Origin of the sequence: Arthrobacter sp. NPDC080031, from assembly GCF_040702485.1 — a bacterium.
In the GTDB taxonomy this organism is placed as follows: Bacteria; Actinomycetota; Actinomycetes; order Actinomycetales; family Micrococcaceae; genus Arthrobacter.
In genome coordinates this window covers 1-14817 of sequence record NZ_JBFBLA010000034.1, presented here as the reverse complement: position 1 = coordinate 14817, position 14817 = coordinate 1, and the positions used below count along the sequence as shown (strand labels likewise).

Below are 14817 nucleotides of genomic sequence, written 5' to 3'. Positions count from 1 at the left end.
ATCCGCAGCCGGTTTTCGCGGTCACCGTGGTTTCCGGCTGTACAGAAACTACTTCGACGTAGAAGGACACTAAACCGTGGACCTGTTTGAATATCAGGCGCGCGATATGTTCGAAGCGCACGGTGTACCCGTGCTCGCCGGCATCGTGGCGCACACTCCTGAAGAAGCAAAGGCTGCTGCCGAGAACATCGGCGGCGTGACCGTCGTCAAGGCGCAGGTAAAGGTCGGTGGCCGTGGCAAGGCCGGCGGTGTCAAGGTCGCAAAGTCCGCTGACGAAGCGCTTGAGCACGCCACCAACATCCTTGGCATGGACATCAAGGGCCACACCGTCAACAAGGTCATGATCGCCCAGGGCGCCGACATTGCCGAGGAATACTACTTCTCCGTCCTGCTGGACCGGGCCAACCGCAACTACCTGGCCATGTGCTCGGTTGAAGGTGGCATGGAGATCGAGCAGCTTGCTGTTGAGCGCCCCGAGGCACTCGCCAAGGTCGCCATCGATCCCGCAGTCGGAATCGACCAGGCCAAGGCCGACGAAATCGTTGCCGCTGCCGGTTTCTCCGAGGAACTGCGCGCCAAGGTTGCTTCCGTCATCCTCAAGCTCTGGGACGTCTTCAAGAAGGAAGACGCAACCCTTGTTGAGGTCAACCCGTTGGTCAAGACCGGCGCTGGCGACATCGTTGCCCTTGACGGCAAGGTCTCGCTGGACGAGAACGCCGGCTTCCGCCACCCCAAGCACGCTCAACTTGAGGACAAGGACGCAGCCGACCCGCTCGAGGCCAAGGCCAAGGCGCAGGACCTGAACTACGTGAAGCTTGACGGCTCGGTTGGCATCATTGGCAACGGCGCCGGTCTTGTGATGTCCACCCTCGACGTCGTTGCCTACGCAGGCGAAAACCACGGCAACGTCAAGCCCGCCAACTTCCTTGACATCGGCGGTGGAGCCTCCGCTGAGGTCATGGCCGCCGGCCTGGACGTCATCCTGGGTGACGAGCAGGTAAAGAGCGTTTTCGTGAACGTCTTCGGTGGCATCACCGCGTGTGACGCTGTGGCAAAGGGCATCGTCGGTGCACTGGCCGAGCTTGGTGTCCACGCCAACAAGCCGCTGGTTGTCCGCCTCGACGGCAACAACGTCGAAGAGGGCCGCCGCATCCTGGCCGAGGCCAACCACCCGCTGGTTACCCTGGCAGCCACCATGGACGAGGGCGCCGACAAGGCCGCCGAGCTCGCCAACGCAGCTAAGTAAAGGGACCTCACAATGTCTATTTATCTGAACAAGGACTCCAAGGTCATCGTCCAGGGCATCACCGGCGGCGAAGGCACCAAGCACACCGCCCTGATGCTCAAGGCCGGCACCAACATCGTCGGTGGCGTCAACGCCCGCAAGGCCGGCACCACGGTGCTCCACGGCGACAAGGAAATCACCGTCTTCGGCACCGTCAAGGAAGCCATTGCCGAGACCGGCGCCGACGTCTCGATCGTCTTCGTCCCGCCGGCATTCACCAAGGCCGCCGTGGTTGAAGCCATCGAAGCAGGCATCGGCCTGGTTGTTGTCATCACCGAAGGCGTGCCGGTTCAGGACTCCGCCGAGTTCTGGGCACTCGCCCAGGTCACGGTTGACGCTGACGGCAAGCAGATCACCCGCATCATCGGCCCGAACTGCCCCGGCATCATCACCCCGGGCGAAGCCCTGGTTGGCATCACCCCGGCAAACATCACGGGCAAGGGCCCCATCGGCTTGGTCTCCAAGTCCGGTACCTTGACCTACCAGATGATGTACGAACTGCGCGACCTCGGCTTCTCCACCGCCATCGGCATCGGTGGCGACCCCGTTATCGGCACCACCCACATCGACGCCCTGGCAGCGTTCGAAGCTGACCCGGAGACCAAGGCAATCGTCATGATCGGCGAAATCGGTGGCGACGCCGAAGAGCGCGCAGCCGACTTCATCAAGGCCAACGTCACCAAGCCGGTTGTCGGCTACGTTGCAGGCTTCACCGCTCCCGAGGGCAAGACCATGGGCCACGCCGGCGCCATCGTCTCCGGCTCAGCGGGTACGGCACAGGCCAAGAAGGAAGCCCTCGAAGCTGCAGGCGTGAAGGTCGGCAAGACGCCGTCCGAGACTGCAAAGCTCCTCCGCGAGGTCTTCGCAGCCCTCTAGGACCCAAACACCAAAGCAGGGCCCACGACGGCGCCCGTCACCTTCCATGTGAAGGCGACGGGCGCCGTCGTTGTTTAACTGCTGGATACCCGGGCGTTCGGCTTTGACACACGCTCGCTCACCTATATAGCCCTTTTCACGAACGCCCGCTCACCTCTGAAGGCTTTTGGCCCAACGCCCGCTCACATCTTGTGAGCGGGCGTTTGGCGGTTAGGGCCGGATATGTGAGCGGGCGTTGGAGGGGGCATCGGGCACGACGTCTTGTGGCGCACATCGAGAATTTGTTAGTATGTCAGGACAAACTATAAAGGAGAGCAGATGCCCCTCGTCCGCATTGATGTCAACGAAGGCCGTACGCCGGAGCAGCTCGGTGACCTCAGCAAGCGAATCCACGATGCCATCCTCGCCGAGTACGGCATCCCCGAGCGCGACTACTTCCACATCATCACCGAGCATCCCGCGGGCCAGATTGTCGCGCAGGACGCCGGTCTTGGTTTCGAGCGAAGTTCCGGCGTGGTCATGATCCAGATATTCACCCAGGGTGGGCGCAGTCGCGAGGCCAAGCAGTCCTTGTTCGCCGCCATCGCCGCCCGGCTCGGTGAGATGGGGATCGCTGGCGAGGACGTTTTCCTGGGGTACGTGGAAAACAGTGCCGATGACTGGTCCTTTGGCTTTGGCCGGGCCCAGTATGTCACTGGCGAGCTGGCCGTTCCCGCACGCTGATTCCGGCGTTCTGGCGCGGATCCAAGCCCGAACTGCCGCGTAGTTTAGGCCATTACGTTTCGTTGTAAATATGTCAGTACAAACCTTTGACAGGACATGAATTCTGGTGCAAAGTAGTGGTTGTGGCCCCGCTCACTGCGGGCCGGCAAAAGCACCGGAGCTCTCACCGTCCCGCAAGAAGAGTTCACTACAGAAAGGTCCGCGATCACCGTGACCCACGAACTGCTCACCATCGGGCGCATCAGCGTTGATATCTACCCGAACGACATCGGTGTGGGACTGGAGGACGTGCAGTCCTTCGGCAAGTATCTTGGCGGCTCGCCGTCCAACGTGGCCGTCGCTGCCGCCCGCCACGGCCGTCGATCCGGTGTGATTACCCGTACCGGCGATGACCCCTTCGGCATCTACCTGCACCGCGAGCTGCGCAAGTTCAAGGTCGACGACGCATTCGTCACCCCGGTGCCCGGCCTGCAGACCCCGGCCACCTTCTGCGCGATCCAGCCCCCGCATGACTTCCCTTTGTACTTCTACGGCCGTTTCCCCACGGCACCGGACCTGCAGATCAAGGCCGAAGAACTCGACCTGGACGCCATCAAGGACGCCGGCATCTTCTGGTCCACCGTAACCGGCCTCTGCCAGGAGCCCAGCCGTTCCGCCCACCTCGCGGCCCACGAGGCCCGGCCGCGCACCGGCCTGAACGAGGGCCAATACACCATCCTGGATCTGGACTACCGCCCCATGTTCTGGGCGTCCGAGGACGAGGCCCGGGCTGAGGTGGCCAAGATCCTGCCGCACGTCACGGTGGCCATCGGCAATGACAAGGAATGCGCCGTCGCTGTCGGTGAAGGAACCCCGGACGAGCAGGCCGACCGCCTTCTGGCCGCCGGCGTCGAGATCGCCGTCGTCAAGCTCGGCCCCGAAGGCGTCATGGCCAAGACCCGCACCGAACGCGTTGTCTCGGCTCCGGTTCCCGTGGAGACCGTCAACGGACTGGGGGCAGGTGACTCCTTCGGCGGCGCCTTCTGCCACGGACTGCTCTCCGGCTGGCCTTTGGCCCGGATCCTGGACTACGCCAATGCCGCGGGCGCGATTGTTGCTTCCCGTCTCTCCTGCGCCGACGCGATGCCGACGCCGGGAGAAGTCACCTCGTTGCTCGCCGAGCGCGGCCGCCTGACCCCGGCCGGCGCCGGCACCGAAGCAGCAGCTTCCCCCGCAGTAGTTTCCGAAGGAGCAACACGTTGAGCCTCAATGACGACCCGCGCCGTTACGAGCACCTCAGTGCCATCCGGCTTGAAGATCCCGACGCCGTTGCCCGCGCCGCCGCTGCGCGCCGCCGCCACCCCGGCCTGAAGTACGGGACCCAGAACTTTATCGTGGCCGCCGACCATCCGGCCCGCGGCGCCCTGAGCGTCGGTTCGGACCCGGTGGCCATGGCCGACCGCCGGGATCTTTTGGACCGGCTGCAGATCGCGCTGGCGAATCCCGCCGTCGACGGTGTCCTGGCCTCGCCGGACATCATGGACGATCTGCTCCTGCTCGGCGCCCTCGAGGGCAAGCTCGTGTTCGGCTCGATGAACCGCGGCGGCCTCGCCGGGCTGGTCAATGAAATCGACGACCGTTTCACGGGCCACACCGCAGCTGCGCTGGACGCCCTCGGTGCCGATGGCGGGAAGATGCTGACCCGGATCTGCCTCGGGGACCCGGACACGGCGTCGATCCTGGAGGCGACGGCCAAGGCCGTGGACTCCCTCGCCGCGCGCAAGCTCATCGCCATGGTGGAGCCCTTCCTATCCGTCCGCGAGGCGAACGGCAAGGTCCGCAACGATCTTTCCCCGGACGCCGTCATCAAGTCCGTGGCCATCGCCGAGGGCCTGGGTTCCACGAGCGCCTACACCTGGATGAAGCTCCCGGTCGTGGCGGAGATGGAACGCGTCATGGCCGCCACTACGCTGCCCACTGTCTTGTTGGGCGGGGATCCGGATGCGGGCCAGGATGAGGTCTTTGCCAGCTGGCAGGCAGCGCTTGCACTGCCGGGAGTCCAGGGATTGACTGTGGGACGGACGCTTCTGTATCCGGCCGACGGAGACGTTGCCGGGGCCGTGGCCACCGCCGCCTCCCTTTTGAAGACGACAGAGCCGCTGAAGACACCTGCGAAAGTATCGGAGTAAGAGTAATGGCAACGCGCAGAATGACGGTCGCCCAAGCGGTTGTCGAGTTCCTGTCCAAGCAGTACACGGTTGATACCGTCGGAGGGAGCGAGTACCGGGAGCGCTTGATCCCGGGCACGTTCGGGATCTTCGGACACGGCAATGTCGCCGGCGTGGGCCAGGCCCTCAAGCAGTACCAGGCCGCGGATCCCAGCATCATGCCGTACTACCAGGGCCGCAACGAGCAGGCCCAGTCCCACCAGGCCGTGGGCTATGCCCGGCATACGCGCCGCCGCCAGACGTTCGCGATCAGCACCTCGATCGGTCCCGGCTCGTCGAACCTGCTGACCGGCGCGGCGCTGGCCACCACCAACCGGCTGCCGGTCCTCTTGCTGCCGAGCGACACCTTCGCCACCCGCGCGGCGGACCCGGTGCTGCAGCAGCTCGAGCTGCCCTACGCCTACGACATCACGGTCAACGACGCCTTCCGTCCGCTCTCGAAGTTCTTCGACCGGGTCTCCCGGCCGGAGCAGTTGTTCTCCGCGTTCCACCACGGCCTGCGTGTCCTGACGGACCCGGCCGAGACCGGCGCGGTGACCATTTCGCTGCCGCAGGACGTCCAGGCGGAGGCGCTCGATGTCCCGGAGGAGTTCCTGGCCGAGCGTGAGTGGCGGATCCGCCGCCCCGAAGCCGACGACGACGACATCCGCCGTGCCGCTGAGGCCATCCGTGCCGCGAAGCGGCCATTGATCATCGCGGGCGGCGGCGTCCTCTACGCCTTCGCCAACGAGGAACTCGCCAAGTTCGCTGAGCTGACCGGCATCCCGGTGGGCAACACCCAGGCCGGCGTCGGCGTCCTTCCGTGGGACCACCAGTTCTCGCTCGGAGCCATCGGCTCCACGGGCACGACGGCGGCGAACGCCATCGCTGCCGAGGCTGACCTGATCATCGGCGTCGGTACCCGTTACGAGGACTTCACGACGGCGTCGCGCACTGCCTTCCAGAATCCCGACGTGAAGTTCGTGAACATCAACGTGGCCGCGATCGACGCGTACAAGCACGGCACCGTGCTGCCGATCGTCGCCGACGCCCGCAAGGCCCTCGTCAAGCTGAACCAGGCGCTCGGCGGCTACCGTATAGGCGCGGACCTGGAGCAGAAGATCGCGGCGGAGAAGAAGCGCTGGGACGGCATCGTGGACGAGGCCTTCGACTCCCGCCACACCCCGCTGCCTGCGCAGAACGAGATCATCGGCGCCACCAACCGGGCCATGGACGAGCAGGACGTCGTCATCTGCGCCGCCGGTTCCTTGCCCGGTGACCTGCACAAGATGTGGCGCGTCCGGGATCCCTTCGGCTACCACGTCGAATATGCCTATTCGTGCATGGGCTACGAAATCCCCGGTGGCCTGGGCGTCAAGCGCGCCGCATTGGCCGAGGCAGCAGCGGGCGGCAAGGACCGCGACGTCGTCGTGATGGTGGGGGACGGCTCCTACCTGATGATGCACACCGAACTGGTCACCGCCGTCGCCGAACGCATCAAACTGATCGTGGTCCTGATCCAGAACCACGGCTACGCCTCCATCGGCTCGCTCTCCGAGTCCCTGGGCTCGCAGCGCTTCGGCACGCAGTACCGCGTGCTGGACAAGGAACAGCACTCCTTCGACGCCGGCGAGCACCTGCCCATCGACCTTGCCCTCAACGCAGAGTCCCTCGGCGCGAAGGTCATCCGGATCGAACCGGGCGAGAAAGTCATCGCCGAACTCGAACAAGCGATCCGCGACGCGAAAGCGGCACCGGAAGAGACGGGGCCGATCGTCATCCACGTCGAATCCGACCCCTTGCTGGACGCCCCGAGCTCCGAGTCCTGGTGGGACGTTCCCGTCTCGCAGGTCTCCGAACTCGAATCCACCCAACAGGCCTACAAGACCTACACCGACCACAAGAACCGCCAGCGCAAACTGCTCGGCTGACCCCTCAAGCTCTCTTCAAGCTACAGACAAGGAAGTCCGCACATGTCGACGACGACCACCATGACCACCATCAATCATTTCATCAACGGTGTTGAAACTTCCGGCGAAGGCGACCGCAGCCAGCCGGTCTACAACCCGGCCACCGGGGCGGTGACCGCAACGCTGCGGCTCGCGAACCGGGCCGATCTGGACGCCACCGTTTCCGCGGCGAAGGCCGCAGCGGAGAAGTGGGGCGATTTTTCCCTGGCCAAGCGCACCGCGGTGCTGTTCACGTTCCGCGAGCTCGTCGCTTCCCACGTGGACGAACTCGCGGCCCTGGTCACCGCCGAGCACGGCAAGGTCATCTCCGACGCGAAGGGCGAGATCGGCCGCGGCCTGGAGGTCATCGAGTTCGCCTGCGGCATCCCGACCCTGCTCAAGGGCGACTACTCGGACCAGGTCTCCACCGGCATCGATGTGTTCTCCTTCCGCGAGCCGCTGGGCGTCGTGGCCGGCATCACCCCGTTCAACTTCCCCGTCATGGTGCCGTTGTGGATGGCCCCGATGGCGATCGCCACGGGCAACGCGTTCATCCTCAAGCCCTCCGAACGGGACCCTTCCGCCTCCATGCTGCTGGCGAAGCTGTGGAAGCAAGCCGGACTGCCCGACGGCGTGTTCCAGGTCCTGCACGGGGACAAGGAAACCGTCGACGGGCTCCTGACCCACCCGGACGTGGACGGCATCTCCTTCGTAGGCTCCACCCCGATCGCCCGGTACGTCCACGAAACCGCGACCAGGCACGGCAAAAGGGTCCAGGCCCTGGGCGGGGCGAAGAACCACGCGATCATCATGCCCGACGCCGACCTGGACAACGCCGCCGACCACCTGGCCGCGGCCGCGTTCGGTTCCGCCGGGGAACGCTGCATGGCCATCTCCGTCGCGGTCGCCGTCGGGGACGCCGCGGAGCTGCTGGTGAAGAAGGTCGAGGAACGCGCCCTGGCCGTGAAGGTCAAGAACGGCACCGAGCCCGACGCCGAGATGGGGCCGGTCATCACCCCGGCCTCCAAGGAACGCATCGTGCGGATCGTCACCGAAGCCGAAGCCGCCGGCGCGGCCATGGTCGTGGACGGCCGCGACCTCGTGGTCCCCGGCCATGAGGACGGCTTCTGGGTCGGCCCCACCGTGATCGACCATGTGAACACCGGAATGAGCGCCTACACCGAGGAAATCTTCGGACCCGTCCTCGTCGTCGTCCGGGTCGAGGACCTAGACGAAGGCATCAGGCTCATCAACGCCAACCCCTACGGCAACGGCACCGCGATCTTCACCTCCTCCGGCGCGAACGCCCGCAAGTTCCAGCGCGCCGTCACCGTGGGCATGGTCGGGATCAACGTGCCCCTGCCGGTCCCGGTGGCCTACCACTCCTTCGGCGGCTGGAAAGCCTCGCTCTTCGGCGACAAGCACGTCTACGGACCCGAAGGCGTCTCCTTCTACACCCGCGGCAAGGTCATCACCTCCCGCTGGCCCGAACCCACCCACGCCTCCGGCGCCTCCTACAACTTCCCCTCCAACTAAGGAGCCCGCAATGACAGAGAACAAACTCATCATCGGCACAGCCCCGGACTCCTGGGGCGTCTGGTTCGCGGACGACCCCAAGCAGACCCCTTGGGAGCGCTTCCTGGACGAAGTGGCCGAGTCCGGCTACAAGTGGATCGAACTTGGCCCCTACGGCTACTTGCCCAACGATCCCGCTCGCCTCGCCGAGGAACTCAAGCAGCGCGACCTCAAGGTCACGGCCGGGACGGTCTTCACGGCCTTCCACCGCGGTGCCGCACAGTACGAAGAAGCCTGGGAGCCCGCGCGCAAGGTAGCCGAGCTCACGGCCGCCATGGGCGGCGAACACATCGTGGTCATCCCTGCGATGTGGCGCGACGACGTCACCGGGGAAGCCGTGGAGAGCGGGGAGCTGTCGCAGGAACAGTGGAATGATCTGTTCGCCGGCCACAACCGCATGGGCAAGGTGCTGCTGGAAGACTTCGGCCTCAAGCAGCAATTCCACTCCCACGCAGATTCCCACGTCGGCGCCCAGGCGGATATCGAGCACCTGCTCGCCGAGACCGATCCCCAGTACTTGAACCTCTGCTTGGACACCGGGCACGCCGAGTACTGCGGAGCGTCCAGCCTGGAACTGATCAAGAACTACCCGGACCGCATCGGGTACCTGCACTTGAAGCAGATCAACCCGGACATCCTGAAGAAGGTTAATGAGGAAAACATGACCTGGGCGGCAGCCAACCTGGCCGGCGTCATGACCGAACCGCCGAACGGCCTCCCGGACCTGCGTGCAGTTATCGAAGCCGTCGAAGGACTCAACCGCCCGATCTTTGGCATTGTGGAACAGGACATGTACCCCGTGGCCTTCGACGTCCCCATGCCCATCGCCAAGCGCACCCGCAACTACCTGCTCTCGTGCGGTTCCCGCACTGCCGTCAACTAACTAAGGACAGAACATTGACTGACATTCTCCGCGTGGCCGTCATCGGAGCGGGCCGCATGGGCGCCGACCACATCAAACGGCTCAGCACGCGCATCCACGGCGCCGAGGTGGCCGCCGTCGTCGACGTCGACCTCGCCCGCGCGCAGGCCGCCATCGCAGGGATCGACGGCGCCGTCGCCCTCGCCAGCGCCGAAGAGGCGCTCAACAACGGCGACGTCAACGCCGTGCTGATCGCTACCCCCGGTTTCCTGCACGAGGAAATCCTTTACAAGGCGCTCGAGAAGAACTTTCCGATCCTCTGCGAAAAGCCGCTGACGCCGGATGCCGAGAGCGCGTGGAAGGTTGTCCAGGCCGAAACGGCCCTCGGCCACAAACGCATCCAGGTGGGCTTCATGCGCCGCTTCGACGCCGAGTACGCCGCCCTGGGTTCCGTGATCCGCGACCGTGAACTGGGCGAGCTGCTCATGCTGCACCACCAGCACCGCAACCCGACCACCCCGCCGGGCTTCACCAACGAGATGCTCATCAACGACTCCGTGGTCCACGAATTCGACGCCATCCGCTTCTTCACCGGCGAGGAAATCACCTCCGTGCAGGTCCGACTGGGCAAGGCGACGCGCAACGCCCCGGACGGGCAGCATGATCCCCAGCACGTCCTGATCGAGACCGAATCCGGTGTCCTGGCCGACGTCGAAATTTATGTGAACGCCAAGTTCGGCTACGAAGTCGCCACCCAGGCGTCCTTCGAGGAGGGCATCGTCAGCATCGGTGGCGACGGCGGTCCTTACGTCCGCAGCGCCGGCCGCTGGGGCGGCAAGGTCACGGCAGGTTTCGAAGAGCGCTTCGGTGCCGCGTACGACGTCGAGGTCCAGGCGTGGGTGGACGCCGCCCGCCGCGGCGAAATCGGCGGCCCCACCGCCTGGGATGGCTACGCCACCGCTGCTTGCTGCGAAGCAGGCGTTGAAGCCCAGAAGTCGGGCGAAAAGGTCGCTGTACAGCTGAACACCAAGCCTGAGCTGTACAAGTAGGAGTGGCCATGCGGATTGCCCTTGACCCGACCCCGTTCCACCACAGCCACAGCCTGCTGGAGTTCCCCCGGCTGGCCGCCGATCTCGGCTACAAATACCTCCAGCTGACCCCGCACGCCGACTTCATCCCGTTCTTCAACCATCCCAAGGCCGACGACGAACTGGTGGGCCAGCTGAAGAAGGCCTGCAAGGATGCCGACGTCGAGATCGCCTCGGTGCTTCCTGTGCTGCGTTGGTCCGGACCGGACGAAGACGCCCGCGAGGCGGCTGTCCGCTACTGGAAGCGTGCCATCCAGATCACGGTCGACCTTGGCGTGCAGACCATGAACACCGAATTCAGCGGACGCCCGGAAAAGGCAGAGGAGTCCGAAAGGGCCTTCTACCGCTCCATGGAAGAGCTCCTTCCGATCATCGAGCGCGAAGGCCTGGACGTCCTCATCGACCCGCACCCGGACGACTTCGTCGAGGATGGACTCGCCGCCCTCCGGGTCATCCGTGGCGTGAACTCGCCCAACATCGGCATGGTCTACGTTGCCTCGCACACGTTCCACATGGGCAACAAGCCGCTCGAGATCATGCGGGCCGCGGGGGATAAGCTGCGACTGGTCCACGTGTCCGACACGATGGATCACCACGCCTCCCACGGGCTGCGCTACATCACCAACCCGCCCGGCAACGCCGTCCGCGTGCACCAGCATCTCAAGATCGGCGACGGCGACGTCAACTGGGACGAGTTCTTCGGCGGACTCAAGGAAATCGGCTTCCTGGACAAGGACAACACCGTCATGGTGTCCAGCGTCTTCGCCGAGGACGACAACGCCAACGAGGTGTCCCGCTACCAGCTGGAGACGATGGGCAAGTACATCGCCAAGGTCCAGTAGGGGAAGACGCGGAAGGGAGGCGGCGATTTCTCGGCGCCTCCCTTCGGTGTTTAAGGCCGGATATGTGAGCGAGCGTTATTGTTTGAAGGCGGATATGTGAGCGAGCGTTGCTTCGACGGACGCTCGCTCACCTTTGACGCCTTTTTTACCGACGCTCGCTCACCTCCTCACGGCAGAGTCGCGGTCAAGTAGGTGGCCCCCAAAGGCAAATAATCCGAACGATGAAGAATCTCGAGGAGATGCCCGCACATGGTCGAACAGGACGGTTTTTCCATCAGTGGGCTACGGCGCCGTCCCATCATGGCACTTACGGCATTGCTCGGCATGCTAATTGTTCTGTTTGCCATTGCGCTGCCTGTGCTGTGGACAGACAGCTACCCGGTTCGAATAGCCTCAGCGAGCATGACCGTAGCAGGCGCTGGGGTCTTGGCGCTCGGGCTTTCACTGAGCACGCTCCTCAAGCCAGGTACCCGCGGTAAAGAATTCACCTTCGTAGGTTCCGGAGGGATTGGACTGGCAATGATCGTCATCGGCGCACTGACTCTCATGGAAATCGACCGCCCGGTGTGAAATCGAGTGGGAGGCACGGGAACCTCCGGCCCTCCCACTCGACTTACTGGTGTGAGCGAGCGTTGCTAAGCCGTCACGTTCAGCGACGCCGAAAGCGCGGCGTCGGCGTCGCGCAGGACCTTTGCCGCTACCTCGAGACCTTCGATCCGGCCGCCGCGTGTGCCTTGCCGGCCATTCCTGCGCTGATGACTCAAAGCCTAATTATGTGAGTATGTCCTGTCAATGTTTCGCGCATACCCTTGATAGCAGAGTAGAAAGGTTCCGGACCGTGAGTGCGACAAGTCCCAAAACCCGCCGCCCGACCATCTATGACGTTGCTGCTTGCCATGCATGTTGACGGGCTGGTCATCGCGGCGGAACCGAGTGAGTCCATGCTCGACCGGACGTGGGTGCCCACGGTCGTGGCCGGGTGGCGCAAGGGGGTGCCGGCCGGTGCCGATCTCATCACCAACGACGACGACGGCGGGGGCGGCATGGCCGCCGGGCATTTGCTCGGGCTGGGTCATACCCGCATCGGCCATCTCTCAGGGTCCGACGGCGCGTCAGCCCACCGGCGCGCCGGTTTCCGCCGGCGAATCCAGGCGGCCGGCGTCGAACTCCTGATCGCGGAGTCCGACGGTACTTGGGAGGAAGATGGCTACACCGCAGCTACCTGGCTGCTGGATCACCACCCGGAAACGACGGCGATCTTTGCGGCCAACGACACAATGGCCGTCGGCGCATTTGCTGTGCTTAAGGCGCGCGGGCTGAGCGTGCCCGGCGACATTTCGGTGATCGGCTACGACAATTCCCCACTGGCCAAGTCGAGGTACTTGGACATCACTTCAGTCGACAACCGTAGCGATCTTGTCGGCATTGACGCTGCGCACAGGCTGCTCGCGAGGATTGAAGACCCCGCCATCAAGCCCGAGCGCACCTTGATTGATCCCGTCCTGGTTGTGCGAAGTACCACGGCCCCGCCGGCCCCGTAACCCCGATATATCACCGTTTTCGCAGGGGAACATATGACCCTCTCACGTAAAAACATCCTAATGTCAGGACAAAGTCTTGACATATGTGAGGCCAGTCACCATGATCGGTGTAGAGGGCTTTGAGCTCCTGCAGAGTGGCAGGGCCGCAACCCCTATCAAAGGAGATAAATCGTGAAGAAGTTTTCCTGGCGGAAGGCGGCACTCGTGGCGGCCGTCGTTCCGATGATGGCTCTCAGCGCCTGTTCCAGCCAAGGCGGGAAACCGGTTGACAGCGGCAACGCCGCCGGTGGCGGCGGGCAGGCCGCTTCGACGCCTCGGATCAAGGTGGCGCTCATTACGCACGCGGTCGTGGGTGATACGTTCTGGGACATCGTGCGCAAGGGTGCGGAGGAAGCGTCCGCGAAGGACAATGTCGAACTCCTTTACACTAGCGATGCTGATGCGGGCCGCCAGGCCCAGCTCGTGCAGCAGGCCATCGATCAGAAGGTCGACGGGATCGCAGTCACGTTGGCTAAGCCCGATGCCATGAAGGACGTCCTCAAGAAGGCAGAGGATGCGGGTATCCCGGTGGTTAGCTTGAATGCCGGCTCTGATGCTTCGGCTGCCCTGGGGGCTTTCACCTACTTCGGATCTGACGAGAAAGTCGCTGGTCGGACTGTCGGGGCGAAGCTGGCGCAGGATGGGTACAAGCACCCGATCTGTGTGATCCAGGAGCAGGGCCACGTCGGCCTTGAAGCACGGTGCGCAGGTGTGAAGGAAAAGGTTCCCGGGACGGAAATCCTCTATGTGAACGGCCAGGACATGACGTCGGTCCAGTCCACCGCGACGGCGAAGCTCCAAGCGACGAAAGATGCTGATGTGATCATTGGACTCGGAGCCCCATTCACGCTCACCCTGCTTAAGTCGGTCAAGGATGCGAGCAGCTCCGCAAAGGTTGCCAGCTTCGACCTGAACGCGGACCTTGCCCAGAAGATCGTGGACGGTTCCGTGATCTTCACCGTGGACCAGCAGCCGTGGCTCCAGGGCTACATGTCCGTTGACTCCCTCTGGCAGGCCAAGCGCGGCGGTTTCAAGCTCGGTGGCGGCCAGCCCGTCCTGACCGGTCCCGCCATCGTGGACAAGTCCAACGCTTCCGACGTCCTCAAATTCGCCCAGCAGGGCGTCCGCTAGATCCAGGATTCAGGCTGCGCGGCGGGCGACCGCCGCGCAGCCTGAGCAACAAGGAGCTCTTCCTATGGCAAACACAGCAACCCTGCCGCCGGCGCCGGCTTCGGCCCCCGGCGATGAGCGGATCGGACGTCGGAGCCCGGTTCAGAAGTTTTTGGGGAGGCCCGAAGTCGGCGCCCTCGTGGGGGCCGTCGTCCTCTTCATTTTCTTCGCTTCGGTGTCGCAGACGTTCACCCAGCCGAACGCGCTCGCCACCGTCCTGTATGGTTCCTCGACGATCGGGATCATGGCGGTGGGGGTGTCGTTGTTGATGATCGGTGGCGAGTTCGACCTCTCCACGGGTGTGGCCGTGATCTCCTCGGCCCTGACCGCGTCGTTGTTCAGCTGGTATTTCTCCATGAACGCCTGGGTCGGCGTTGGGCTGGCCCTCGTCGTCTCGCTCGGCATCGGTTTCATCAACGGGTGGATTCTGGTCAAGACGAAGCTGCCGTCCTTCATCGTGACGCTGGCGACGTTCCTGATGCTCACGGGCCTGAACCTGGCCCTGACCCGCCTGATCGGGGGGTCGGTGTCTTCCCCGTCGATTTCCAAGCTGGACGGTTTCGATTCGGCCCACGCGGTGTTCGCTTCCTCGATCAGCATCGGCGGGGTCGAGGTGAAGATCACGGTGTTCTTCTGGATCATCCTGGTCGCGGTCGCCTCCTGGGTGCTGCTGCGCACGAA

Annotated in this window: 14 protein-coding genes and 1 pseudogene; 14 read left to right on the top strand and 1 reads right to left on the bottom strand. The window is 64.2% G+C overall.

Features of this window, described 5'->3' with window-relative positions; translation table 11 throughout:
* Positions 1 to 76 precede the first annotated feature (76 nt).
* From sucC to AB0323_RS21410, 11 genes are all read left to right on the top strand, one after another.
* The gene (gene sucC / locus AB0323_RS21460; protein ID WP_364539201.1) at positions 77 to 1246 is read left to right on the top strand and encodes an ADP-forming succinate--CoA ligase subunit beta; all 1170 of its coding nucleotides are present in this window, start codon (positions 77 to 79) and stop codon (positions 1244 to 1246) included.
* Between the two features lie 12 nt (positions 1247 to 1258).
* Positions 1259 to 2161, top strand: a complete 903-nt coding sequence (gene sucD, locus AB0323_RS21455; RefSeq protein WP_366179140.1) for a succinate--CoA ligase subunit alpha — start codon at positions 1259 to 1261, stop codon at positions 2159 to 2161.
* A 318-nt stretch (positions 2162 to 2479) separates the two neighbouring features.
* Positions 2480 to 2884: a tautomerase family protein gene (locus AB0323_RS21450; RefSeq protein WP_366179139.1), complete on the top strand. Its 405-nt coding sequence runs from the start codon at positions 2480 to 2482 to the stop codon at positions 2882 to 2884.
* Between the two features lie 210 nt (positions 2885 to 3094).
* Positions 3095 to 4126: a 5-dehydro-2-deoxygluconokinase gene (gene iolC / locus AB0323_RS21445; protein WP_366179138.1), complete on the top strand. Its 1032-nt coding sequence runs from the start codon at positions 3095 to 3097 to the stop codon at positions 4124 to 4126.
* Positions 4123 to 5052 (top strand): deoxyribose-phosphate aldolase, encoded by a 930-nt coding sequence (locus AB0323_RS21440; protein WP_366179137.1) that lies wholly within the window; start codon positions 4123 to 4125, stop codon positions 5050 to 5052. The genes iolC and AB0323_RS21440 overlap by 4 nt, the downstream gene beginning before the upstream one ends.
* Before the next feature lie 20 nt (positions 5053 to 5072).
* Positions 5073 to 7001 carry a 3D-(3,5/4)-trihydroxycyclohexane-1,2-dione acylhydrolase (decyclizing) gene (gene iolD, locus AB0323_RS21435; RefSeq protein WP_366179168.1) on the top strand — a complete coding sequence of 643 codons (1929 nt, stop codon included), beginning with the start codon at positions 5073 to 5075 and terminating at the stop codon, positions 6999 to 7001.
* Positions 7002 to 7043: 42 nt separating this feature from the next.
* A complete protein-coding gene (locus AB0323_RS21430) occupies positions 7044 to 8555 on the top strand; it encodes a CoA-acylating methylmalonate-semialdehyde dehydrogenase (protein WP_366179136.1) in 1512 nt (503 codons plus the stop codon).
* A gap of 10 nt (positions 8556 to 8565) precedes the next feature.
* Entirely contained in the window at positions 8566 to 9477 is a 912-nt protein-coding gene (locus AB0323_RS21425) for a sugar phosphate isomerase/epimerase (RefSeq protein WP_366179135.1), read from the top strand.
* A 14-nt stretch (positions 9478 to 9491) separates the two neighbouring features.
* Positions 9492 to 10505, top strand: coding sequence for a Gfo/Idh/MocA family oxidoreductase (locus AB0323_RS21420; RefSeq protein ID WP_366179134.1), 1014 nt, complete (start codon positions 9492 to 9494; stop codon positions 10503 to 10505).
* 8 nt (positions 10506 to 10513) lie between these two features.
* Complete coding sequence (locus AB0323_RS21415) at positions 10514 to 11386, top strand: sugar phosphate isomerase/epimerase family protein (RefSeq protein WP_366179133.1); 873 nt, start codon at positions 10514 to 10516, stop codon at positions 11384 to 11386.
* A 249-nt stretch (positions 11387 to 11635) separates the two neighbouring features.
* Positions 11636 to 11956 carry a hypothetical protein gene (locus AB0323_RS21410; RefSeq protein WP_366179132.1) on the top strand — a complete coding sequence of 107 codons (321 nt, stop codon included), beginning with the start codon at positions 11636 to 11638 and terminating at the stop codon, positions 11954 to 11956.
* A 65-nt stretch (positions 11957 to 12021) separates the two neighbouring features.
* Here AB0323_RS21410 and AB0323_RS21405 read toward each other — a convergent pair whose 3' ends face one another.
* Positions 12022 to 12150 (bottom strand): hypothetical protein, encoded by a 129-nt coding sequence (locus AB0323_RS21405; protein WP_366179131.1) that lies wholly within the window; start codon positions 12148 to 12150, stop codon positions 12022 to 12024.
* A 114-nt stretch (positions 12151 to 12264) separates the two neighbouring features.
* Between AB0323_RS21405 and AB0323_RS21400 the strand changes: the two genes are divergently transcribed.
* The 3 genes and pseudogenes from AB0323_RS21400 to AB0323_RS21390 all read left to right on the top strand — a co-directional run.
* Positions 12265 to 12927, top strand: coding sequence for a substrate-binding domain-containing protein (locus tag AB0323_RS21400; protein WP_366179130.1), 663 nt, complete (start codon positions 12265 to 12267; stop codon positions 12925 to 12927).
* Positions 12928 to 13098: 171 nt separating this feature from the next.
* A complete protein-coding gene (locus AB0323_RS21395) occupies positions 13099 to 14097 on the top strand; it encodes a substrate-binding domain-containing protein (protein WP_366179129.1) in 999 nt (332 codons plus the stop codon).
* A gap of 64 nt (positions 14098 to 14161) precedes the next feature.
* A pseudogene (locus AB0323_RS21390) lies at positions 14162 to 14817 on the top strand (ABC transporter permease); the annotation flags it as partial.